Below are 21,485 nucleotides of genomic sequence, written 5' to 3'. Positions count from 1 at the left end.
TCGGAATGGGTATTCGCTCGCTCGGTTACCTCTACATCGAGGCGACCGATATCGAGGCATGGCGCACCTACGGGCTCAAGGTGCTCGGCATGGTCGAGGGCAAGGGCCCTGTCGAGGACCGGCTCTATCTGCGCATGGACGAATTCCCGGCGCGGCTGGTGATCGTGCCGGGGGACCAGGACCGCCTGCTGCACAGCGGATGGGAGGTCGCCAACGAGGCCGAGCTGGACGAGATCGCCGAACGGGTGCAGGCAGCGGGTTTCCCGGTGAAGGCCGGTACCGCCGAGGAACTCGCCGAGCGCCGGGTCAACGGGCTGATCAAGGTCGAGGATCCCTCGGGCAACGCGGTCGAGGTCTTCCACGGGGTCGCGCTGCAGCACCGGCGCGTGGTCAGCCCGTACGGACACCGCTTCGTGACCGAGCATCAGGGACTCGGCCACGTCGTGCTGTCCACTTCGGATGACGCGAAGGCGCTGCACTTCTACCGGGATGTGCTCGGTTTCCGGCTGCGCGACTCGATGCGGCTGCCCCCGCAGGCGGTCGGCCGCTCGGCCGAGGACCCGCCCGCCTGGCTGCGGTTCTTCGGCTGCAATTCGCGCCACCACAGCCTGGCCTTCCTGCCGATGCCGACCCCGAGCGGGATCGTGCACCTGATGCTCGAGGTCGAGGAACCCGATGATGTCGGGCTCTGCCTCGACCGGGCGCTGCGGCGCAAGGTGCCGATGTCGGCCACCCTCGGGCGGCACGTCAACGACAAGATGCTGTCGTTCTACATGAAGACCCCCGGCGGGTTCGACGTGGAGTTCGGCTGCGAGGGCCTCGAGGTGGACGACGAAGACTGGATCGCGCGGGAGAGCACCGCGGTCTCCCTGTGGGGCCACGATTTCTCCATCGGGGTTCGGGAGCAGCAATGAGTACCGGACAGGTGGCCTTCGACCAGCGCCGGTACCGGCAGGTGCTCGGGCACTTCTGCACCGGGGTCACGGTGATCACCGCGGTCGGCGAGGCGGGTCCGATCGGTTTCGCCTGCCAGTCCTTCGCCGCGCTGTCCATCGATCCGCCGCTGGTGCTGTTCTGCCCGGGCCGGACTTCCCGGTCCTGGCCGGTGATCGAGAAGGCGGGCACGTTCTGCGTGAACCTGCTCGCCGAGCACCAGAGCGAGATCTCCGCCCGGTTCGGCGCGCCGAGCAAGGACAAGTTCTCCGGGCTGCCGCTGTACGCGACCCCGCAGGGCAACCCGATCATCGACGGGGCGCTCACCTGGATCGACTGCACGGTGCACGAGGTGCGCGAAGGCGGGGACCACCTCATCGTGCTCGGTCACGTCGAGCATCTGGGCCCGGCCTCGGACGGGAAACCCCTGCTGTTCAACCGGGGCAGCTACACCGGGCTGACCGGTCAGCCCGCCGAACCGGCCCCGGTGGACCTGGAGCTGGACTCCTTCCTGCGGCTGCCGAGCTCGACCGACTGGCTGTAGCAAGACGGCACGAGAAAATCTCCCCGGGGAGATTTTCTCGTGCCGTGGTTCAGATGCGTTCGATGATGGTCGCGGTGGACAGCGCCCCGCCCGCGCACATCGAGACCAGCGCGGTGCTCGCGTCCCTGCGTTCGAGCTCGTGCAGCGCGGTGGTGAGCAGCCGGGCACCGGTGGCGCCGACCGGGTGGCCGAGCGCGATCGCGCCGCCGTTGACGTTCACCCGGTCCATATCCGGCTTGTGCACCTGTGCCCAGGAGAGCACCACCGAGGCGAAGGCTTCGTTCACCTCGAACAGATCGATGTCCCCGATCGCCATGCCCGCCTTGTCCAGCACCCGCTCGGTGGACTGCACCGGGCCGTCGAGGTGGTAGTAGGGCTCGGCGCCGACGAGAGCCTGGGCGCGGATCCGGGCACGCGGCCGCAGTCCTTGCGCCTTCGCGGTCTCCTCATCGGCGAGCAGCAGCCCGGCCGCGCCGTCGGAGATCTGCGAGGAGTTGCCCGCGGTGTGCACCCCGTCCTCGATCACCGGCTTGAGCTTGGCGAGCGCCTCGGTGCTGGTCTCGCGCAGTCCCTCATCGCGTTCGAGCCAGGAGGAGGGCAGGATCTCCCGGTCGAACCGGTTCTGCTGCCAGGCGTTCGCGGCCAGTTCCTGGGAACGCAGCCCGAATTCGTCCACATCCGCGCGGGAGATGCCGCGCCGCACGGCGATCCGCTCCGCCGCGGCGAACTGGTTCGGCATGTCGATCTCCCAGCTCGGCGGCTTCGGTTTGCCGAACCCTTCGACGATGTTCGTGCCGAGCGGGATCCGGCTCATCGCCTCGGCCCCGCAGGACACGCCGACCGAGATCGCCCCCGCGTGGATCAGCCCGGCGATCAGGTGGGTGGCCTGCTGCGAGGAACCGCACTGGGCGTCGATCGTGGTCGCCCCGGTCTGCTCGGGCAGGCCCGCGGCCAGCCATGCGGTACGGGTCAGGTGGCCGCCCTGCTCGCCGGCCTGGGTCACGCAGCCGCCGATGACCTGTTCGACCAGCTCCGCCTCCAGTCCGGAGCGCTCGATCAGTCCGCGCTGTGCCGCGCCGAGCAGTTCCGCCGGGTGCGTACCGGAAAGCGCGCCGCCTCGTTTACCTATGGCGGTTCGCGCGGCCGCCACGATCACCGGTGCTCCCATGGTCGCCCTCTTTCATAATTTCTGAAACATGTTCTACTTACGGATGCTAGCAAGTGATTGATCTGCAGCCAACGTCTTCACCAATGGCGTTCCATGTGGTTCAATTCATGTAGAACGTGTTTCAGAAGTCTTGCTCATTGCTGAGCGATCGGAGCGTGGATGGTCATGCCAGCCATACCCGAGGGGTTCGATTTCACCGATCCAAACGTGTACGCCGAGCGGGTGCCGCACGCCGAGTTCGCCGAACTCCGCAAGACCGCCCCGGTGTGGTGGAATTCGAAGTCCCCGGACAAAGGTGGATTTGCCGACAACGGGTTCTGGGTTGTCACAAAGCACAAGCATGTCAAGGAGATCTCGCGGGACAGTGAGAACTACTCGACATGGGAGAACACCGCGATTCCCCGGTTCGCCGACGATATCGCGCGGGAGAACATCGAATTGCAGCGATATGTGCTGCTGAACATCGATCCACCGCAGCACACCAAGCTGCGCCGGATCGTGACCCGCGGGTTCACCGTGCGCGCCATCCGGGGCTTGCAGGACGAGCTCACCAAGCGTGCCGACTCGATCGTGCGCGAGGCGCTGTCCACCGAGAGTGGCGACTTCGTCACGAAGGTCGCCTCCGAGCTGCCGCTGCAGGCGATCGCGAGCCTGATCGGGGTGCCGCAGGAGGACCGGGAGAAGGTCTTCAAGTGGTCCAACGAGATGACCGGTTACGACGACCCCGATTTCGAGGGTGATCCGGCCGCCTCCGCGATGGAGATCATCGGCTACTCGTACAACATGGCCGAGGAGCGCAAGCAGAACCCGCGCGAGGACATCGTCACCCAGCTCATCAACGCCGACATCGACGGCGAGGCGCTCACTCCCGAAGAGTTCTCCTTTTTCGTCATCCTGCTCGCCGTCGCGGGCAACGAGACCACGCGCAACGCGATCTCGCACGGGATGATCGCCTTCCTGGAGAACCCCGAGCAGTGGGAGATCTACAAGGCCGAGCGGCCGAAGACCACCGCGGACGAGATCGTGCGCTACGCGACCCCGGTGACCACCTTCCAGCGGACCGCGGTGACCGATATCGAGCTGGACGGCCAGCAGATCCGCAAGGGCGACCGGATCGCGATGTTCTACGGCTCGGCGAACTTCGACGAGGAGGTCTTCACCGATCCGCACAAGTTCGACATCAAACGTGATCCGAATCCGCATCTCGGCTTCGGCGGCTCCGGGGTGCACTACTGCCTCGGCGCGAACCTGGCCCGCCTGGAGATCGACCTGATCTTCAATGCGATCGCCGATCACATGCCGGACATCACCAAGCTCGGCGACCCGAAACGACTCGCCTCCGGCTGGCTCAACAGCATCAAGGAGTTCCCGGTCGATTTCACCGGGCGCTGTCCCGTCGCGCACGGCTGACCCTGCCGAGCAGGAAACCAAGCCGCCGTCCCGGTTTTCCGGGGCGGCGGTTTTTTCGTGTTCCGGTCCGGACACGAAGCGTGCGCAGATCTATTCGCAGCGAATTCGGGGCCCGATATCGGGGTGAGAATGAGAAAGCACGGCCATGCTGGCCGGGGCGCTGTCCCCGAACGCGGTTTCCTGCTCGTCACCCGGATCATCGCGGGAGTGGCGATCGGGATCAACGCGAACATCGTGATGCCCAATCTCGTCGAATTCGCCCCGGTGCGCACCAGGGGGAAGTTCGTCGCCTCGCTGGCCGGATTCTTCGGGTTCGGTTTCGTACTCGCCGCGTTGATCGGGTTCTTCGTGATCCCCGCGTTCTCCGGTGACTGGCGGGTCCGCCCAGCTCATCGTCGGGCTGCCGATCGTGCTCGCCGTGCTGTGGCGGCGCAATCTGCCCGAATCCCCGCGTTATCCGGTCGCGCGCGGACGGGTGGACGAGGCGATGACCGAGCTCGAACGCCTGGAGAACCGGGTGCGTACGGCCAACGGCGGCACCCTTCCCGAGCCCGGATCCTGCACTGTGGACGGTGCGGCGGCGCAGTTGCAGCGGCCGAGCCTGCTGCGCCAGCTCGGTGCGCTGTTCCGCCCGCCGCTGCTGCGCCAGAGCGTGCTGATCTGCGTGCTGTGGTTCTGCTTCAGCTTCGCCTGCTATGGATTCCTGGTCTTCCTGCCCACGCTGCTGGTGCACAAGGGATTGTCCATCAGCGAGAGCTTCGGCTATTCCATCCTGGTGGAGATCGCCCAGGTCATCGGTTACTACCCGGCCGCGGTGCTCTCCGAACGGATCGACCGCAAGTGGACCATCGTGGCCTTCCTCGGCGCTGCGGCCCTTTCCGCGCTCGGGCTCGCCCTGGCCACCAGCAACGCGGGCGTGCTCGTGTTCAGCATCGCGATGGCGCTGTTCCTCAACGGCGGATACGCCCCGCTCTACACCTACACCCCGGAGGTGTACCCGACCGCGATCCGGGGCCGCGATCGCCCCGGTGCTGCTCGGCGCCAGCTACGCGAGCCTGACGTTCTTCGGGGTGTTCGTGCTGCTCTGTTGCGTGATCGCGGTCGCCGTCGTGGCCGTGACGGTGCTCGGGATCTCCACCAGGAACCGCTCTCTGGAACAGATCAGCGCCTGACCGCCAGATCGGTGGCCGGAAGGGAATGCCAGCCCCGGTTGAACGGGGAGCGCAGCCGGACCGCGCGGGAGCGGTCGACGCCGATCCGCGGGTGCGCGGCGAGCAGTTCCCCGACCGCGACCCGCGCCTGCAGCCAGGCCAGGTGCGAGCCGATGCAGAAGTGCACCCCGTTGGAGAACCCGAGATGGCGCGGGATCTTCCTGGTGACGTCCAGCCGGTCGGCGTGCGGGCCGAACTCGCGCTCGTCCCGGTTGGCCGAGCCGTAGAGCATCATCACCTTCGCGCCCTCGGGGATCTCCACGCCGTGCAGGCGCACCGGGCGCAGCGTGGTGCGGGCCAGGGACTGCACACTGGACTCCAGGCGCAGGAACTCGACGAGCGCGCCCGGAATGCGGTCCGGATCGGCGAGCAGCAGTTCGCGCTGCGCCGGGTTCTCGGTGAGCAGCAGGAAACCGTGCGAGATGAGGTTGCTCGTGGTGTCGTTCCCCCCGGCGACGATGTTGAAGCAGAACCCGAGAATGTCCCAGTCGGTGAGCCGTTCGCCGTCGATCTCCGCGCCAAGCAGCGCGCTGATCAGGTCCTCGCCCGGGTCCACTCGCCGTTTGGCGATGAGCCCGGAGAAGTACTCGAACATCTCGGCGACCGCGGCGCTCCCGGCGAACTCGTCCGCCTGAAAGCCCTGGTTGCTCACCCCGACGATGGCGGTCACCCAGGGATCGAACCGGTCGCGGTCGGCCGCGGGTACCCCGAGCAGGCTGGCCACCACGAAGCTCGGGATGGGCGAGGAGAAATCCCGGTGCAGATCGGGTTCCTCGGCCCGCTGCAGCCCGGCGATCCGCTCCCGGACGAACGCCCGGATCTCGTCCTCGAGCCCGGCGACCCGGCGCGGGGTGAACGCCTTGCCGATCAGCGCGCGCAGCCGGCCGTGCCGCGGCGGATCGGTCATCACCAGCGTCGGGGCGAGCCCGAGCGCGGCGATCTCATCGCGGTGATAGGTCAGCCCCTGCGCCGAGGAGAAGGTCTCGTGATCACGCACCGCGGCGAACACATCGGCGAACCGGGAGAGCGCATAGAAGTCCGGATGCTCGTGGTGGTGCACGGGATCGCGGTCCCGCAGCACCCGGTAGGCCGGATAGGGATCGAGCTGGAACTCTTCGTCGAAGGGATCGTATTCGCGCATACCGCCCGCCTTGAATTAACAGTGCCCGTTATTAACGACAACTGTTAGTATGTGCCCATGCCACGCGATGCCACAACCACGAGGGCCCGATTGATCCGTGCGGGGGAGCGGCTGTTCGCGCGGGAGGGGATCGACGGGGTGCGCACCAGGGACCTGGTGGCCGAGGCGGGGCAGGCCAACGATTCCGCGGTCACCTACCACTTCGGTTCCCGGCAGGGGCTGCTGCTCGCCGTGGTGGACAAGCACCTGCGGCGGATGGAGGAACAGTGGAAACCGGCACTCGCGGTCCGGGATCCGGGCGCGGACCTCGGGGAACTGGTCACCCGGATCGTCACCCCGCTCGCCGAGCAGCTGCGCACCGAGGACGGCCGGGATTTCCTGCGGATCACCGCGCAGCTGGCCGGGCGCTCCGGGGTACGCACCGCGAGCGTCCCGGAACCGCTCACCGGTACCGCGCTCGCGCAGTGGCTCGCCGAACTCGAACGCCGCTGTGTCGAACGTTGCTGCGCCGAACGGCTGCCGAGGACGATCGCGCGGGAACGGATCGCCCTGCTGATCACCATGCTCACCGCCGCCCTCGCCGACCGGGCGCGGCGCATCGAGCAGGGCAGCCGCCTCCCGGTCGGACACAAGGCCTTCCTCGCCACCCTGATCGCCATGCTGGCCGCCGGGCTGGCCGCCTGAGGCGTACCCGGATCAGGAATTCCGGCTGCGTGCGTGCGCCCGGTCGGTGATACTGCTCGTCGTGCTGTTGACGATCACCACGACCCACCGGCCCGCGGACGAGCTCGGGTTTCTGCTGCACAAACACCCCGAGCGGGTGCAGCGGTTCGAGGTCTCGGCGGGCAGCGCGCACGTGTTCTACCCGGAATCCGGGCCGGATCGGTGCACGGCCGCGCTGTTGCTCGAGCTCGATCCGGTCGCGCTGGCCCGGGGCGGCGGAGGGGACGGTTTCGCACTCGGCCAGTACGTCAACGACCGGCCGTACGTGGCCAGTTCGCTGTTCTCGGTCGCGCTGGCCCGGGTGTTCGGGTCGGCGATGAAAGGGCGGTGCGCGGCGCGCCCGGAACTCGCCGCGACCGCGCTGCCGCTCGAGCTGCGCCTTCCCGTGGTGCCCTCTCCGGGAGGCCTCTCGGTCGAACAGCTCTTCGAACCACTCGGCTGGTCGGTGCGCACCGAACCGATCCCGCTCGACCCGGTGACCTTTCCGGAGTGGGGCGACAGTCACTACGTCGCGGTCACGCTCACCGCGAGCATGCGGCTCGCCGACGCGCTCACCCAGCTCTACGTGCTGCTTCCGGTGCTGGACAACGCGAAGCACTACTGGGTGAGCGCCGAGGAGATCGACAAGCTCGTGCGGGCGGGTGGAACCTGGCTCGCCAATCATCCCGAACGCGAGGCGATCACCGGTCGATACCTCGTGCGCAAACGGCGGTTCACCGAGGAAGCGCTGGAACGGCTCGCCGAATTCGAGGACTCGGTCGAGACGGCGGAAGCAGCCGCCGAGGAGGGAGAAGTCGCGGAGCACCACGATGATGCCGAGCAGCGTGATCCCTCGCTCGCCCAGCAGCGCCGCGCCGCGATCCTGGCCGCGTTGCGGGAAACCGGGGCGCGCACGGTCGCCGATCTCGGCTGCGGGGAGGGCTCGCTGCTGCGCGAGTTGCTCGGCGAACGCGCACTGCGCTCGATTCTCGGTGTCGACGTCGCACCGCGCTCGCTGCGCACCGCCGCCCGCAGGCTCCGGCTCGACGAGCTTCCGCAGTGGCAGCGCGATCGCATCGAACTGCGCCAGGGTTCGGTGGTGTACGCCGAGGAACGGCTCGGGGACTATGACGCGCTCGTGCTCTCCGAGGTGATCGAACACCTCGACCCGCCGCGGCTGCCCGCCTTCGCTGCTGCGGTGTTCGGCGTGGCCCACCCGCGAACCGTGCTGGTGACCACGCCGAATGTGGAGTACAACGTGCGCTGGGATTCCCTTCCGGCGGGCACGAAACGGCACGGCGATCACCGATTCGAATGGACGAGGGCCGAGTTCGCCGCGTGGGCCGAGCAGGTGTGTGCCGGACACGGATACACGGTCCGGATCCGGCCGGTCGGGCCGCTCGACGCGGAGCTCGGCGCCCCGACCCAGCTGGCGATCTTCGAACGAACGGAGGTTCAGGCATGAGCTCGCCGAACATCCCCGAACTGAGCATCCCCGAGCTGAGCCTGGTCGCGCTCGTCGGCGTCTCCGGTTCCGGGAAATCCACGTTCGCACACCGGCATTTCCGCGCCACGCAGATCCTTTCCTCGGACGCGTTCCGCGCCATGGTTGCCGACGACGAGGACGATCAGTCCGCGACCCCGGACGCGTTCGACGCGCTGTATTACCTGGCGAACAAGCGGCTCAGCGCCGGGCGGCTCACCGTGGTGGACGCGACGAGCGTGCGCCGCGAGGACCGCGCGAAACTGGTCGCGCTGGCCAAACAGCAGGATGTGCTGGCCACCGCGATCGTGTTCGACGTGCCGGAATCGGTGTGCAGGGAGCGCAATGTCGCGCACCGCGACCTGCCCGCGCACGTGCTGCGCCGTCAACATGCCGCGCTGCGCCGCTCGATTCGCGGACTGCGCAAGGAAGGTTTCCGCAAGGTCTACGTGCTCTCCTCGGTCGAGGAGATCGAGCGGGCCGGGATCGGCTACGAAAAGGCGTACAACGATCTGCGCGAGCGGACCGGGCCGTTCGATGTCATCGGCGATGTGCACGGCTGCCGCGCGGAACTGGTCGAGCTGCTCGGCGAACTGGGCTACCAGGTGCGTACCGACGATCAAGGACGGTCGGTCGGCGCTCGCCATCCCGAGGGCCGGACCGCCGTGTTCGTCGGGGATCTGGTCGACCGGGGCGAGGACACGCCCGGAGTGCTGCGGCTCGTGATGGGCATGGCCGAGTCCGGCGATGCGCTCTGCGTGCTGGGCAACCACGAGGACAAGCTGGTGCGCGCGCTCACCGGGAAGAAAGTCAGGATCGCGCACGGGCTCGGTGATTCGCTCGACCAGCTGGCGAACGAATCCGAGGAATTCCGCGCCGCCGCGAAGACGTTCATGGACGGGCTGATCAGTCACTACCGCCTGGACGGTGGGGCACTGCTCGTGGCGCACGCCGGGCTGCGCGAGCAGTATCACGGCCGTGCCTCAGGCCGGGTGCGCGCGCTGTGCATGTACGGCGAGACGACCGGGGAGACCGATGAGTACGGTCTCCCGGTCCGGCACCCGTGGGCGAACGACTACCGGGGATCGGCGACCGTGGTCTACGGCCACACCCCGGTGCCCGAGGCCGAGTGGGTGAACAACACGATCTGCCTGGACACCGGCTGCGTGTTCGGGGGCAAGCTCACCGCGCTGCGCTGGCCGGAACGCGAGCTCGTGGAGGTCCCCGCGCGCCGGGAGTACTACGCACCGGCGAAACCGCTCGGCGCGGGCACCGGGAGCCGCCCGCCCGATCTGCTCCGCCTGGACGACGTCCTCGGCGCGCACATCGTGGACAGCCGCTTCCTCGGCCGCATCACGGTGCGCGAGGAGAACGCGGCGGCCGCGCTCGAGGTGATGAGCAGGTTCGCCATCGACCCGCACTGGCTGCTCTACCTGCCGCCGACCATGGCGCCGTGCGCGACCTCCACACGCCCGGGCCTGCTCGAACACCCCGCCGAGGCCTTCGACGCCTACCGCGCCGAAGCGGTGCCTTCGGTGCTGTGCCAGGAAAAGCACATGGGGTCCCGCGCGGTGCTCGTCGTCGTGCGGGACGCCGAGGTGGGCAAGCGGCGGTTCGGCGCGCTGGACGGGGCCGGTGGTGCGCTGTACACGCGTACCGGCCGTGCGTTCTTCGCCGATGGTCACGGCGAGGCGATCATCGACCGGATGCGTGCGGCGATCACCGCGACCGGGCTGTGGGAGGAGCTCGGCACCGACTGGCTCGTGTTGGACACGGAACTGCTTCCGTGGTCGGCGAAGGCCGGATCGCTGGTGCGCGGGCACTACGCCAGGATCGGTGCGGCCGCCTCCGCCGCGGTGGGCGAATCGGTCGCCGTGCTCGAGCGTGCGGCCCGGCGGCTACCCGGGGAACTCGAGGAACTGCTGGCCGCGCAACGGGTCCGTGCGGACAACGTGGCCGGATTCCGGTCCGCGTACCGTCGCTACTGCTGGCCGGTCGACGGGCTGGACGGGATCTCCGTGGCACCGTTCATGATCCTGGCCGGGGAGGGCGGATTCTTCGCCGAGCGGGACCACTCCTGGCATCTGGCGCTCATCGACCGGCTCGTCGAGGCTGATCCGGAATTGTTGCGCGGCACCCGAAGGCTTGCCGTGGACCCCGGTGATGCCGAATCGGTGGCCGAGGGTATCCGGTGGTGGAGCGAGCTGACCGAGGCCGGCGGTGAGGGCATGGTGGTCAAACCGATGCGGCCGGTGAGCCGGGGCAAGCGCGGCATGGTGCAGCCCGGGATGAAATGCCGCGGCCGCGAATACCTGCGCATCATCTACGGCCCCGACTACACCGAGCAGCTCGACCGGCTCCGGTCCCGCAAACTCGGCCGGAAGCGTTCGATGGCGCTGCGCGAATACGCGCTCGGCCTCGAATCACTCGCCAGACTCACCGAAGGGGAACCGCTGTGGCGGGTGCACGAGGCGGTGTTCGCGGTTCTCGCGCTGGAATCCGAGCCGGTGGATCCCCGGTTGTAGCCTCGCTCCTGGCCTCGGGTGGTATCCAAATATTAGAACTTGTTCTAGTATTTTTTCATGGCGAAGAAGCTTCGGGTCGTGCAGTGGACCACCGGGAACATCGGCTCTCGCGCCTTGCACGGCATCCTGACCAGGGACGATATGGAACTGGTCGGGGTGTACGCGCATTCGGCGAACAAGGTAGGGCAGGACGCGGGGCAGCTGTGCGGATTCGGCGCCGAGACGGGTGTCCTGGCCACCGACGATGTCGAGGCGCTGCTGGCCCTGGAACCCGATGCCTGCTCCTACAATCCGGTGTGGTCGAACACCGATGAACTGTGCCGCCTGCTCGAAGCCGGGGTGAACGTGTGCTCCACGGCCGAGTGGATCAACGGGCACCGGCTGCCGGAGGCGGAGCGGCTGCGGGTGCTGGACGCCGCGCACCGCGGCAAGGCCTCGATGTTCGGCAGCGGAGCATATCCGGGAATCACGCACGCGCTCGGGATCGTGGCCAGCGCCGCGTGCGAACGGGTCGACCGGATCACCGTCACCGAGTCAGTGGACTGCTCGCTGTACGCCTCGAAGGACACCATGTCGGCGATGGGTTTCGGGAAACCCGCGGACACCCCCGGTCTGGAGGAGAACCTGCGCAAGGCGAGCGAGGTGTGTGCGGAGGCGGCCATGATGATGGCCGATGCCCTCGGTGCCCGGGTGGACCGGATGAGCTTCGAGGCCACGTTCACCCCGGCCTATGCGGACGACGACCTCGGGTTCATGACCATCGACAAGGGCACCGTCGGCGCGATCGAGGGATACCACCGCGCCTGGTCCGGGGACAAGAACGTGACCGCATCCGGGATGCGCTGGACGATGGGCACGCACACCGAGGTGCCGTTCAAGCTCGCGCACGGTCATGTCATCGCGGTCGAGGGTTCGCCGAACTACCGGCTGGTGGCCCAGTGCCTGCCACCGCGGGGCACGGTCGACTACATGGGCCCGGGGATGATCTACACGGCGCTGCCCGCGCTGAATGCGGTTCCCGCCGTCGTGGCCGCTCCGCCGGGAATCGTCACCTACAACGATCTCCCGTACATCACCGGACCGGTCCTGGTCTGAGATGCGAAACTGGACACACCACTACGCGCGGCTGAACGGGATCGACGTGCACTGGGTCGAACAGGGCGGAGTCGAGCAGGGCGGAGTCGAACAGGGCGGCGGCCCGCTCATCCTGCTGCTGCACGGTTTCCCGCACACCTGGTTCAGCTGGCGGCACCAGATCACGGCACTGGCCGGGGCCGGATACCGCGTGGTGGCCCCGGATCTGCGCGGAATGGGGCAGACCAGCGCGCCGGAGGCGGTCGAGGAGTACGGCGCCGACCGGATCACCGCGGACCTGTGCGCGCTGCTCGATCACCTCGGCGCGGAATCGGCGGTGTGTTCCGGGCTCGATTTCGGTATGTTCGCCGCCTACGATCTCGCCTTCGAGCATCCCGAACGGGTCCGCGCGCTGATCGGGCTGCAGAACCCCTTCCAGAACGCCTCGGATCGCCCGCCGCTCGAAGCCGAGCGGCGGCGCGGGCGGAAGCGGTTCAACCACGTCGCCTATTTCGTGGACGAACCGGAGGCCGCGATCGCCGATATGGACGCGCATCCGCGGGAGATACTCGCCAAGATCTTCCACGCCCTCTCCGGCGCGGCCGATTTCACGCAGATGTGGCGCCATCCGCCCGGCACCTCGTACCGCGCGGCACTGCCCGAACCGCCGGAGTTCCCCTGGTCGTGGATGACGGAATGGGAACTGGAGTGTTACGTCAACGACTACGCCCGATCGGGATTCGGCGGCGGTATCCGGTGGTATCTGGCGCTGGACCTCAACTGGGAACAGCGGCGCGGCCGCGGGAAGACCGGCGTTCCCTTCTATTTCCTCGGTTCCGAGGCGGATGTGGACCTCGCCCACTGGCACGGCCGGGATCCGGTCGAGAAACTTCCCGAGTACCACGCGGATGTGCGCGGGGTACGCATCGTGCCCGCCGCGGGACACGTGATCAGCATGGAATCCCCGGAGGTGGTCAACGCGGCCTTCCTGGAATTCCTTCGTGACCTCGACCAAGGGAGCGCGGCATGACCAGGGTGGTACTGGTGACCGGTGCGTCCCGGGGAGCGGGCAAGGGGATCGCGCTCGCCCTCGGGGAAACCGGGGACACCGTCTACGTCACCGGGCGCACCGAGCCGGAACTGTCCGCCACCGCGGCCGAGATCGAGCGCCGTGGTGGCACCGGCGTCCCGCTGGTGTGCGATCACGCCGAGGACGACCAGGTCCGCGCGGTGTTCGAGCGGGTGCGCGAGGAACACGGGCGGCTGGACATCCTGGTCAACAACGCCACGGCGCTGCCCACACGGACTTCCGGAGGACAAGGCTTCTGGGAACGCCCGCTGCACGAGGAGCTCAAACCACTCGAGGTGGGGCTGCGTTCGCACTATGTCGCCGCGCACTACGCCGCCCCGCTGCTGATCGCCGCTGGTGGGCTGCTGGTGCACACCTCCGCTCCCGGGGCACGCAGTTTCCTTCCCGGGCTGCACGGCCCGTCCTATGGCGCGGGCAAGGCGGGCACCGACAAGCTGAGCTTCGACATGGCGCAGGAACTGCGCCCGCACGGGGTGAGCGTCGTGTCGATCTGGATGGGCGTGCTGCGCACCGAGCGGATCACCCCGGAGGTGGAACGCGCGCTCACCGGGACCATGCTGCCCGGATTCGAATCGCCGGAATTCACCGGACGGGTCATCGACGCCCTCGCCGGGGACCCGCGGATCGCCGAGTACAGCGGGAAGACCGTGTGGGGTGCCGAACTCGGCGCCGGCTACGGGATCACCGACACCGACGGGACGACGCCGAGCTCGCATCGCGAATGGCTCGGCCCGCCCTCGGAATTCACCGAGGTGATCCCGAACTACGGTGAATTCCTGAATCGGCACTAGCTCGCAACCGGCCGGCCGAGACCGCCGAAACGATCGGGGCTGCGCGACGTTTGTCGCATCCTCGGCGTCACACGGTCGGCAATTGCCGGATGCGCCGTGGCCGAGGGCGAGGCGATAATCGCTGCTGATCGAACGGAGGCAGCGGTGGAATTCATGTCCCAGGAGCATGTCGATGCGATGAACGAGTTGCTGGCAGGCTCCGAGGAGCTGCTCGCCGCGGCACGGGAACTGCCTCGGGACTACGTGCTCGCCTATGAACTCACCGATGGTCCGGATGACGGTGCGACCGTGTACTGGCAGTTGCGGCTCGGTCCGGATGGACTGGTGTTCGCGCTCGTTCCTGCGCCAGGGGCGGATGTGCGGCTCCGCGGTGACTGGCGGGTGGCGCTGACGGCCTTCGCGCGCACCAAGAACGGTGCACCGGCGGACGACGGGTTGACCGCCGATGGCGACTTCGAGTCGTTCATGACCGCCGTCGGACCACAGTTCGCGCTCGGCCAGAAGGTCGCGACTATTCCGGCCACCTTCCCCGTCTGATCCGATCCTGACGCACCGTCCCACCGCAGAGGAGCGTATTCGAGATGACTACTGGCCACACCGGATTCGATCGATTCGCCGAGGGGCTGGGGGATCTGGTCACCGGCGGCGCGATCCTGCCAGTCTGGTCGCCGGACGGCATGACATTGGCGTTTCTGGACGGAACCCCACAGGATCGCATCGGCCGCATCGTCGACCTGGTGACCGGCGAAAACCGGCCGCTGTTCGCCGATGTCGAGGCCTTGCGCGAGGCGGTCCGAGAGGCAACCGGCCAGACTCCGCCGGGGCGCGGACTGCCGTTCGAGCACATCGGGTTCGCCGGTCCGCGCACGGTGTCCGCGGTTGTCGGCGCGATCCAGGTACTCATCGAACTGGACAGCGGCGAGGTCACCAGGGTGGTGGCGGAGCGCCCGCTGGATCGCTACTACGGACTCGCCGAGAGCGTCCGGTATACCCCACAGGAATTCCTGCGCAGCATGCCGCTGGTGGATCCGATGAAGGCGCGGGAACTGGCATCCCCGGATGGCACCGCGTTCGTCTCGACTGCCGGGGGCAATATCCTGCTGCGCTCGGCGGCCGACAATCGGACGGTCGCGCTGACCACCGACGGAACCCCCGAGCACGAGTACCGCTTCGACCTGGTGGATCCGCAGCTGGCGGCGGTGGGCCTCGTCTCCCCGGTGTGCAACTGGTCGCCGGACGGGTCGCGCCTGGCCGCATACCGGGTCGACAACCGCGGCGTGCACCGTTCGCCGCAAGTGCACAACCTCAAGCGCGAAGACGAAGTGGTGCACCGTTATCACGCTCAGGCCGGTGGGCAACTCGAGCGCACCACCTTGGTCGTACTCGACAGCTATGGCCGGGCGCCGGTGTGGCTGGACCTCGGCGAGGCCACCGACAGCTATCCGGTGCACGCGGCCTGGCTACCCAGCGGTGACCAGCTGGTGGTTTTCGTACTGAGCCGGGACTGCCGACGGGCCGAGGTGCTGCTCGCCGACGGAAAGACAGGTGCGACGCGGTCGTTGTTCACCGAGGAGTCCGAGACTTTTCTGCGCATCCACCACGATGTGTACTTCGGCAGGAAGATCGGCTTGTTCCTGACTCCGGACGGCACGCAGCTGCTGTGGCTTTCCGAGCGTTCCGGCTGGAAACACCTGTACCTCTACGATTTCGAGACCACCTTGCTCCGCCCGCTCACTGAGGGGCAGTGGCCGGTCGACTACGTACACCGGATCGACGAGGAATACGTCTACTTCACCGCACACTCGGACCAGGAACGGCCCTACGACCGGCATCTCGCGCGGGTACCGCTGACCGGGGGGCCGGTCGAAGTGCTGTCGGACCAGCCAGGGGTGCACGAAATGACGTTCGCGCCCGGCGGTGCGGCTTTCGTGGACACCTGGTCGACGCCCGCCGAAGCCCCGCGCAGCGTACTGCGCGCACCGGGCGGTTCGCTGCTGTGTGAGCTCTCGGTGCCGGACACCTCGCGCCTGGAATGGACCCCACCGCGGGAGTTCACCGTCACTGCCGCCGACGGGGAAACCGAACTGTGGGGGACCCTGTATTTCCCGGCCGACTTCGACGAGACCGGACAATATCCGCTGATCGAATACGTTTACGGCGGCCCGCAGATCGCGGTCGCTCCGCATTCGTTCGACAGCTCATTCGCCAGGATGCCGCATGCGCTGGCACAACTGGGTTATGTCACATTCGTGGTCGACGGACGAGGCACCCCGGAGCGTTCGAAGGCGTTCCACGACGTGGTGCATCGCGACTGGGCCGGTGGCCTGGTGCCCGATCACGCCGCCGTTGTCGAGCAGCTGAAATCGAGGCACGCATTCCTTTCCGAGGCAAAGGTCGGGGTCATCGGGCACAGCTGGGGCGGGTACTCCGCGTTCCGCCTCGCCGCGGAACGGCCCGATGTCTACGCCGCCGCGGTGTCGTCCGCGCCGGGATTCGACCCGTATTCCTCGGTACTTTATGAATGTTATCTCGGCTTTCCTCAGGACGATGCCGAAGCGTATCGGAAAGCCGACTTGTACCCGCTTGCCGGACAACTGGCGGCGGAATTCATGCTCGCCTGCGGAACCATCGACCATGCCACCTGGACCGACAGTATCAAGATGAGCGAGGCGTTGATCCGGGCCGGGAAAGCGCACGAGTTCGTGGTCCTGCCGGGGCAGATGCACGGTTACGACGCAATCCACGACGGCTATTTCTGGCGCAAGGTCGACGGATTTTTCCGAGCGCACCTGGCGGGCAGGGACTAGCCGCCGTACTGCTCGGCGAGCCGGTCCAGTTCCCAGAAGGCGCGCAGCGAGAGCAGTTTTCCGGAATCGTCGACCTTGTAGGTGGAGACGAGATCCACCGCGATCGAGTGCCCGCCGGGGAAGTAGTTGGTGATGGTGCCGATATTGGCGACCTCGTCACCGGCGGCGAAGGACTCGGTGAACTCGAACTCCATGCGCTCGGTTATCCCGATGGTCTTGTCCCAGAACTCCGCGATCGCCGTCTTCCCCTTGTGTCCCTTGCCTTCCGGGTCGAAGGGAGAGGGGCCGACCGGGTCCTCGATGATCGCGTCCTCGGCGAACAGCTCCAGCCAGCCCTGCTTGTCGCGCGCGGCGACCAGGGCACAGGAGCGGCGCGCCGCATCCCGCGCCGGATGCGCCTTCTCGCTCGCTTTCCAGTGAACTCCTTCAGGCATGGACGGCCTCCAATGGTGCGATGTACTCCTCGGCGAACCGCTTGATGCAGTCCTGTTTCTCCCCGACCGGGGCCTCGAAACCCACGCCGTAGAACAGCCACGGCACGGTGATGGCATCGGTGACCCCGGCCTCGGCCTGTTCGGCGTACCCGTCGAGGCCGAACCGGTCCACGCACACCGCCTGGATCTCGAACGGCTCCTGTTCCCGGCCGAACGCGCCGCGCAGTTCGCGCAGCCGCGCGATGATCTCCCGCAGCTCGGCCATCTTGATCATCGCGGTGGTCCATCCGTCATGGCGCGCGGCCCTGCGCAGCGCCGCCTCGGTGTGCCCGCCGATGTAGACCGGGACCGGCTCGCTCGGTGCCGGGCTCATCTGGATCCGCTCGAAATCGAAGTACTCGCCGTGGTGTTCGACCATGCCGCCACCGAGCAGCAGCTGGATCACCTCGATGGCCTCGTCGGTGCGTTTCCCTTTCAGGCCACCGCTTTCGATTCCGCACCAACGGCATTCGTCCTGCTGCCAGCCGATGCCGAGGCCGAGGCCGAACCGGTTGCCGGTCAGGTTCGCGACGGTCCCGACCTGCCGGGCGAACGGCACCGGATGCCGCGAGCCGAGCTTGACCACGTGCGAGTAGCAGCGGATCGTGGTGGTCGCCGCGCCGATGGCCGAGGCGGCGATCAGCGGGTCCACGAACGGGGTCTCCGGGGTGAACACCCGTTTGCCGTCGGGAGTGTAGGGATAGACCGCGTTGACCTTCTCCGGGGCGAAGATCGAGTCGGGTAATGCGATCGAGGAGAACCCGTTCTGCTCGGCCGCGATCGCGAGCGGAACCAGTTGCTCGGGCGGGTTCATGGCCAGCGCACAGGTGAATCGCATTGCTTCCTCCGTTACTGTGCCGGTTTGGCTATTAGGGTTTCTCCGAGCGGACCAGCCACATGGAGAAGTACTGGGAGCCGCCGCCGTAGGCGTGGCCGAGCGCGGTACGTGCGCCGTCCACCTGGTGTTCTCCCGCGCTGCCCATCACCTGCATGGCCGCCTCGGCGAAGCGCACCATGCCGGAGGCGCCGATCGGATTCGAGCACAGCACCCCGCCGGAGGGATTCACCGGGAGGCGCCCGGTCGGTTCGGTCTCCCCGGCCTCGGTGAGCACCCAGCCCTTGCCTTCCTCGGCGAATCCGAGGTTCTCCAGCCACATCGGTTCGAACCAGGAGAACGGCACATAGATCTCGGCGACGTCCACTTCGGACAGCGGATCGGTGATGCCCGCGTCACGCCACAGCGCGGCCGCCGCGTCCCGGCCCGCGCGCGGGTTGACCTGATCGCGCCCGGAGTAGGTGGTCGGCTCGGTGCGCATGGCGGTCGCGTGGATCCAGGCGGCCCGCTTGCCCGCGCTGTGCTCATCGGTGATCACCACGGCGGCCGCCCCGTCCGAGGAGGGGCAGGTCTCGTCGAACCGGATCGGGTCCCACAGCATGGTGGAGGCCTGCACCGACTCCAGGGTGATGTCGGGCTGGCGCAGGTGCGCGAATTCGTTGCGCACCCCGTTGCGCCGGTCCTTGACCGCGACCCGCGCACCGATCTCCTCCGGTGCCCCGCTGCGCCGGATGTAGGAGCGCACGTGCGGGGCGAAGTAGCCGCCCGCGCCCGCGTTGACCGGCATGTTGAACGGGACTGCGATGGACAGCGCCCACATCGCGTTGGACTCGGACTGCTTCTCGAACGCGATCGCGAGCACTCGGCGGTGGGTGCCCGAGCGCACCAGGTTCGCCGCGACGTTCGCCGTGGATCCGCCGACCGAACCGGCGGTGTGCACGCGCATCATCGGTTTTCCGGTCGCACCGATCGCGTCGGAGAGCGCGAGCTCGGGCATCATCACGCCCTCGAACAGGTCCGGTGCCTTGCCGAGCACCACCGCGTCGATATCCGCGATGTCCATGTTCGCATCGGCGAGCGCCCGGTCCACCGCCTCGCGGCAGAGCCCGGCGATCGAAACGTCGTGACGCTTGGTGGTGTGCCTGGTCTGACCGGTCCCGATGACCGCGGCCGCCTGTTCGCCCATCAGCGCTCACCTCGCAGTACGCACAGCAGATTCTGTTGCAGCGCGGGTCCGCTCGTGGCGTGTGCCAGTGCGGCGTCCGCGCTGCCGTCGTGGATCCGGCTTGCCGCCTCGCCGATCCGGGAAAGACCGGCCGCGAACATCGGATTGCCCGCCAGTGGGCCACCGGAGGGGTTCACCTCGACCGCCTCGTCCAGCCCGATCGCCTGGCGCAGCAGGATTTCCTGATGGGAGAACGGGGCGTGCAGTTCCGCGAGCCGCACCCCGCCGATGTCGAGGTCCGCAGCCGCGGCCTTGGTGGAGACCGAGGTGCTCAGGTCGCGCTCACCGAGGTGCGGGGTCTCCACCCGGTGGCTCATCCCGCCGATCCACGCGGGCCGCTCGCACAGATCCTCGGCGCGCTCGGCCCCGGCGAGCACGAGCACCGCGGCGCCGTCGGTGACCGGCGCACAGTCGTGGCGGCGCAGCGGATCGGCGAATCTCGGCTGGGCGAGCAGCTCCTCCGCGGTGTACTCCCCGGACAGCTGTGACCTCGGGTTGGCGCGGGCCTTGCGCCTGCTCGCCGCGACCACCTCGGCCATCTGCTGCTCGGTCCAGGCGCCCGCGTCGATCCCGGCGCGCGCTTGCAGCGCGGCCACGCTCACCGAATCCGGCCACAGGGGAGCGAGGGTGTACGGATCCAGTTGCAGGGCGAGGATCTTGCGTAGTTCACCGGCGCTGGACTTGCCGAATCCGTACACCACGGCGGTGTCCACCTCGCCGGTGCGGATCGCGACCATGGCCTCGAACGCGGCCCAGGCGGCGTCCATCTCCACATGCGACTCGTTGATGGGCGGTACCGCGCCGATCGCGTCCACGGCGGCGATGAAGGAGAACGCCCGGCCCGCGAGATAGTCCGAGGAACCCGAGCACCAGAACCCGACCTCGGACTTGCGCAGCCCGGTCTCGGCGAACACCTCGGAGAACAGGGGGACGAGCATCTCCACCCCGTTCGTGGTGCCCTGGGTCTCGCGCACGCTCGGTGAACTCGCGTACCCGACTACGGCGACGTCGGTCATGCTCGGCTCCTCACTCGCTGTGCTCCTCGCTCGCAGGCCTCGCTGCGATGCTCGCTCGATCGTCGCCTTCGCGAGGTCATGTTCGGTGCTCCTAGAGGTGGTGCGCATAGGACTCGAACGGGGCGTCCGGCTCACCGTTCGGTGTGAAGTGATCGATATTGGCGAGGTTGGTCGTCCATTCCTCGCGTGGTTTCCACGCCGCGCGCACCCGCATGCCCATGCGCACCTCGGATGCCGCGCAGCCGAGCACGATGTGCAGGAACGGGATGTCGGCGCCGTCCAGCAGGATGTAGGCGCACACATACGGTGGTTTGATGCGCTGGCCGGGGAACGGCACGTTCACCACGCAGAAGGTGGTGATCGTCGCGTTGTCCCCGAGCTCGACCTCTTCCTCGGTGGGGACTCCGTCCACCGGACAGGCCCCGCGCGGTGGCACGTACACCTTCCGGCACACCGGGCAGCGCATGCCGACCACCCTGCCCTCGGCGAGCTCGCGCAGATAGGTGCTTTCCTGCGGGGAGGCGGAATGCATATAGCTGAGGTGGATCGGCGAGGTCAGCATCTCCTCGACCGCATCGGGAACCTCCGGGAGCTCACCACGCTCGTCCGGGCCCTCGCCGGGCACGAAACAGGCGATATCGGTGATCGCGCCGCGGCGTTCGGCGGCCCAGCGCGCGTGCACCCGCATCCCGGTCCGCATCGCCTCCGGACCTGGTGCCTCGACCGCGTGCAGCATCGCGGTGTCCGCACCGTCGAGCTGGATGAGTGCCCAGGCGAACGGCTGCTCCAGCGGCTGCCCGGAAAGCGGGGCCGACTGCCAGGACCAGGTGCGCACGGTGCCGGTGGGGGAGACGGGGACCAGTTCGCTCAGCGCGGCCGCGGTCTCTGGGTCGTATTCGACCGCGGGCACGTGCACCTTTCCATCGGCCCCGCGGGCACCGAGGATCCGGCATGCGCGCAGTCCGGCGGCGAATCTGCCGAGCAATGGGCCGTACGAGCGGGTGTAGTCGAACCCGGGCTCGAGCGGTGCACTGAGCACCGTTGCTTGTGCAGTCAC

18 protein-coding genes and 2 pseudogenes are annotated in these 21,485 nt (G+C 68.0%); 13 read left to right on the top strand and 7 right to left on the bottom strand.

The annotated features are described in order from the left end of the window. Window positions 1-5: 5 nt before the first annotated feature. On the top strand, window positions 6-914 hold the full coding sequence (gene hsaC, locus A37U_RS0104635) for an iron-dependent extradiol dioxygenase HsaC (RefSeq protein ID WP_020495448.1): 909 nt from the start codon (window positions 6-8) through the stop codon (window positions 912-914). Further along, a complete protein-coding gene (gene hsaB, locus A37U_RS0104630; RefSeq protein WP_020495447.1) occupies window positions 911-1,477 on the top strand; it encodes a 3-hydroxy-9,10-secoandrosta-1,3,5(10)-triene-9,17-dione monooxygenase reductase subunit in 567 nt (188 codons plus the stop codon). The genes hsaC and hsaB overlap by 4 nt, the downstream gene beginning before the upstream one ends. A 49-nt stretch (window positions 1,478-1,526) precedes the next feature. On the opposite strand, the gene A37U_RS0104625 is transcribed toward hsaB, so the two are convergent. After that, window positions 1,527-2,645: a steroid 3-ketoacyl-CoA thiolase gene (locus tag A37U_RS0104625; RefSeq protein WP_020495446.1), complete on the bottom strand. Its 1,119-nt coding sequence runs from the start codon at window positions 2,643-2,645 to the stop codon at window positions 1,527-1,529. 159 nt (window positions 2,646-2,804) lie between these two features. On the opposite strand from A37U_RS0104625, the gene A37U_RS0104620 reads away from it, so the two are divergent. The 3 genes and pseudogenes from A37U_RS0104620 to A37U_RS53365 form a co-directional block, all read left to right on the top strand. Beyond that, the gene (locus A37U_RS0104620) at window positions 2,805-4,055 is read left to right on the top strand and encodes a cytochrome P450 (protein ID WP_020495445.1); all 1,251 of its coding nucleotides are present in this window, start codon (window positions 2,805-2,807) and stop codon (window positions 4,053-4,055) included. A gap of 129 nt (window positions 4,056-4,184) precedes the next feature. Continuing rightward, window positions 4,185-4,376: pseudogene (locus A37U_RS54770) on the top strand (hypothetical protein); the annotation flags it as partial. A gap of 46 nt (window positions 4,377-4,422) precedes the next feature. Next, window positions 4,423-5,061: pseudogene (locus A37U_RS53365) on the top strand (MFS transporter); the annotation flags it as partial. A 155-nt stretch (window positions 5,062-5,216) separates the two neighbouring features. Here the strand turns inward: A37U_RS53365 and A37U_RS0104600 are convergent. Then, on the bottom strand, window positions 5,217-6,407 hold the full coding sequence (locus tag A37U_RS0104600; protein ID WP_020495441.1) for a cytochrome P450: 1,191 nt from the start codon (window positions 6,405-6,407) through the stop codon (window positions 5,217-5,219). 57 nt (window positions 6,408-6,464) lie between these two features. On the opposite strand from A37U_RS0104600, the gene A37U_RS0104595 reads away from it, so the two are divergent. From A37U_RS0104595 to A37U_RS0104560, 8 genes are all read left to right on the top strand, one after another. Next, window positions 6,465-7,091 (top strand): TetR/AcrR family transcriptional regulator, encoded by a 627-nt coding sequence (locus A37U_RS0104595; RefSeq protein ID WP_026196871.1) that lies wholly within the window; start codon window positions 6,465-6,467, stop codon window positions 7,089-7,091. Between the two features lie 61 nt (window positions 7,092-7,152). Continuing rightward, window positions 7,153-8,574 carry a 3' terminal RNA ribose 2'-O-methyltransferase Hen1 gene (locus A37U_RS0104590; RefSeq protein WP_026196870.1) on the top strand — a complete coding sequence of 474 codons (1,422 nt, stop codon included), beginning with the start codon at window positions 7,153-7,155 and terminating at the stop codon, window positions 8,572-8,574. Continuing rightward, window positions 8,571-11,117 carry a polynucleotide kinase-phosphatase gene (locus A37U_RS0104585; RefSeq protein WP_020495438.1) on the top strand — a complete coding sequence of 849 codons (2,547 nt, stop codon included), beginning with the start codon at window positions 8,571-8,573 and terminating at the stop codon, window positions 11,115-11,117. The genes A37U_RS0104590 and A37U_RS0104585 overlap by 4 nt, the downstream gene beginning before the upstream one ends. 57 nt (window positions 11,118-11,174) lie before the next feature. After that, window positions 11,175-12,212, top strand: coding sequence for a hypothetical protein (locus A37U_RS0104580; protein WP_020495437.1), 1,038 nt, complete (start codon window positions 11,175-11,177; stop codon window positions 12,210-12,212). 1 nt (window position 12,213) lies between these two features. Then, a complete protein-coding gene (locus A37U_RS0104575; protein ID WP_020495436.1) occupies window positions 12,214-13,221 on the top strand; it encodes an alpha/beta fold hydrolase in 1,008 nt (335 codons plus the stop codon). Continuing rightward, complete coding sequence (locus A37U_RS0104570) at window positions 13,218-14,072, top strand: SDR family NAD(P)-dependent oxidoreductase (protein ID WP_020495435.1); 855 nt, start codon at window positions 13,218-13,220, stop codon at window positions 14,070-14,072. The genes A37U_RS0104575 and A37U_RS0104570 overlap by 4 nt, the downstream gene beginning before the upstream one ends. A 153-nt stretch (window positions 14,073-14,225) precedes the next feature. Further along, on the top strand, window positions 14,226-14,609 hold the full coding sequence (locus A37U_RS0104565; RefSeq protein ID WP_157182606.1) for a hypothetical protein: 384 nt from the start codon (window positions 14,226-14,228) through the stop codon (window positions 14,607-14,609). Window positions 14,610-14,653: 44 nt separating this feature from the next. Further along, window positions 14,654-16,879 carry a S9 family peptidase gene (locus A37U_RS0104560; RefSeq protein WP_020495433.1) on the top strand — a complete coding sequence of 742 codons (2,226 nt, stop codon included), beginning with the start codon at window positions 14,654-14,656 and terminating at the stop codon, window positions 16,877-16,879. Here the strand turns inward: A37U_RS0104560 and A37U_RS0104555 are convergent. The 5 genes from A37U_RS0104555 to A37U_RS0104535 form a co-directional block, all read right to left on the bottom strand. Further along, complete coding sequence (locus A37U_RS0104555) at window positions 16,876-17,313, bottom strand: nuclear transport factor 2 family protein (RefSeq protein WP_020495432.1); 438 nt, start codon at window positions 17,311-17,313, stop codon at window positions 16,876-16,878. The two genes, A37U_RS0104560 and A37U_RS0104555, sit on opposite strands and share 4 nt — an antisense overlap. After that, entirely contained in the window at window positions 17,306-18,190 is an 885-nt protein-coding gene (locus tag A37U_RS0104550) for an LLM class flavin-dependent oxidoreductase (protein ID WP_020495431.1), read from the bottom strand. Before A37U_RS0104550 ends, A37U_RS0104555 begins: the two co-directional genes overlap by 8 nt. A 31-nt stretch (window positions 18,191-18,221) precedes the next feature. Beyond that, on the bottom strand, window positions 18,222-19,373 hold the full coding sequence (locus A37U_RS0104545) for a thiolase domain-containing protein (protein ID WP_020495430.1): 1,152 nt from the start codon (window positions 19,371-19,373) through the stop codon (window positions 18,222-18,224). Further along, window positions 19,373-20,428, bottom strand: coding sequence for a thiolase domain-containing protein (locus A37U_RS0104540; protein WP_020495429.1), 1,056 nt, complete (start codon window positions 20,426-20,428; stop codon window positions 19,373-19,375). Before A37U_RS0104540 ends, A37U_RS0104545 begins: the two co-directional genes overlap by 1 nt. A 91-nt stretch (window positions 20,429-20,519) precedes the next feature. Further along, window positions 20,520-21,485 carry a Zn-ribbon domain-containing OB-fold protein gene (locus tag A37U_RS0104535; RefSeq protein WP_026196869.1) on the bottom strand — a complete coding sequence of 322 codons (966 nt, stop codon included), beginning with the start codon at window positions 21,483-21,485 and terminating at the stop codon, window positions 20,520-20,522.

This window comes from Sciscionella marina DSM 45152, from assembly GCF_000379465.1.
In the GTDB taxonomy this organism is placed as follows: Bacteria; Actinomycetota; Actinomycetes; order Mycobacteriales; family Pseudonocardiaceae; genus Sciscionella; species Sciscionella marina.
The sequence above is the reverse complement of the archived record's forward strand: the minus strand, read 5'-3'. Positions and strand labels throughout refer to the sequence as shown.

Coding starts and splice junctions, on each gene's coding strand:
- hsaC (WP_020495448.1), top strand. CDS start 6: ATGGGTATTCGCTCGCTCGGTTACCTCTACATCGAGGCGACCGATATC.
- hsaB (WP_020495447.1), top strand. CDS start 911: ATGAGTACCGGACAGGTGGCCTTCGACCAGCGCCGGTACCGGCAGGTG.
- A37U_RS0104625 (WP_020495446.1), bottom strand. CDS start 2,645: ATGGGAGCACCGGTGATCGTGGCGGCCGCGCGAACCGCCATAGGTAAA.
- A37U_RS0104620 (WP_020495445.1), top strand. CDS start 2,805: ATGGTCATGCCAGCCATACCCGAGGGGTTCGATTTCACCGATCCAAAC.
- A37U_RS0104600 (WP_020495441.1), bottom strand. CDS start 6,407: ATGCGCGAATACGATCCCTTCGACGAAGAGTTCCAGCTCGATCCCTAT.
- A37U_RS0104595 (WP_026196871.1), top strand. CDS start 6,465: ATGCCACGCGATGCCACAACCACGAGGGCCCGATTGATCCGTGCGGGG.
- A37U_RS0104585 (WP_020495438.1), top strand. CDS start 8,571: ATGAGCTCGCCGAACATCCCCGAACTGAGCATCCCCGAGCTGAGCCTG.
- A37U_RS0104580 (WP_020495437.1), top strand. CDS start 11,175: ATGGCGAAGAAGCTTCGGGTCGTGCAGTGGACCACCGGGAACATCGGC.
- A37U_RS0104575 (WP_020495436.1), top strand. CDS start 12,214: ATGCGAAACTGGACACACCACTACGCGCGGCTGAACGGGATCGACGTG.
- A37U_RS0104570 (WP_020495435.1), top strand. CDS start 13,218: ATGACCAGGGTGGTACTGGTGACCGGTGCGTCCCGGGGAGCGGGCAAG.
- A37U_RS0104565 (WP_157182606.1), top strand. CDS start 14,226: ATGTCCCAGGAGCATGTCGATGCGATGAACGAGTTGCTGGCAGGCTCC.
- A37U_RS0104560 (WP_020495433.1), top strand. CDS start 14,654: ATGACTACTGGCCACACCGGATTCGATCGATTCGCCGAGGGGCTGGGG.
- A37U_RS0104555 (WP_020495432.1), bottom strand. CDS start 17,313: ATGCCTGAAGGAGTTCACTGGAAAGCGAGCGAGAAGGCGCATCCGGCG.
- A37U_RS0104550 (WP_020495431.1), bottom strand. CDS start 18,190: ATGCGATTCACCTGTGCGCTGGCCATGAACCCGCCCGAGCAACTGGTT.
- A37U_RS0104545 (WP_020495430.1), bottom strand. CDS start 19,373: ATGGGCGAACAGGCGGCCGCGGTCATCGGGACCGGTCAGACCAGGCAC.
- A37U_RS0104540 (WP_020495429.1), bottom strand. CDS start 20,428: ATGACCGACGTCGCCGTAGTCGGGTACGCGAGTTCACCGAGCGTGCGC.